Genomic DNA, 443 nt, shown 5'->3' on the forward strand with positions numbered 1-443 from the left:
CCGGGCGAGGCGAAACGCGCGATCCTGGACACCTACACCAAGGAACACTCCGCCGAATACCAGGCCCAGGCCTGGATTGACCTGGCCCGGAAGCTCCACCGCGAACACCCCGAAACCACCGACCCCGCCAACGTGGCCTCGGTCCTGATCAAGACCAGCCACCACACCCACTACGTCATCGGCTCCGGCGCCAACGACCCCCAAAAATACTCCCCCACCGCCTCCCGCGAAACCTTGGACCACTCCATCCCGTACATCTTCACCGTCGCGCTGCAGGACGGCGCGTGGCACCACGTGGACTCCTACGCCCCCGAACGCGCCACCCGCCCGGACACCGTGGAACTCTGGCACAAAGTCACCACGGTCGAAGACCCGGAATGGACCCGCCGCTACCACTCCCTGGACATCGCCGAGAAAGCCTTCGGCGGCACGGTGGAAATCAC

1 pseudogene is annotated in these 443 nt (G+C 65.7%); it reads left to right on the plus strand.

The window, feature by feature from the left end:
- Positions 1–443: pseudogene (locus SB659_RS19085) on the plus strand (MmgE/PrpD family protein); the annotation flags it as partial.

This window comes from Arthrobacter sp. SIMBA_036 (assembly GCF_046535135.1).
In the GTDB taxonomy this organism is placed as follows: Bacteria; Actinomycetota; Actinomycetes; order Actinomycetales; family Micrococcaceae; genus Arthrobacter.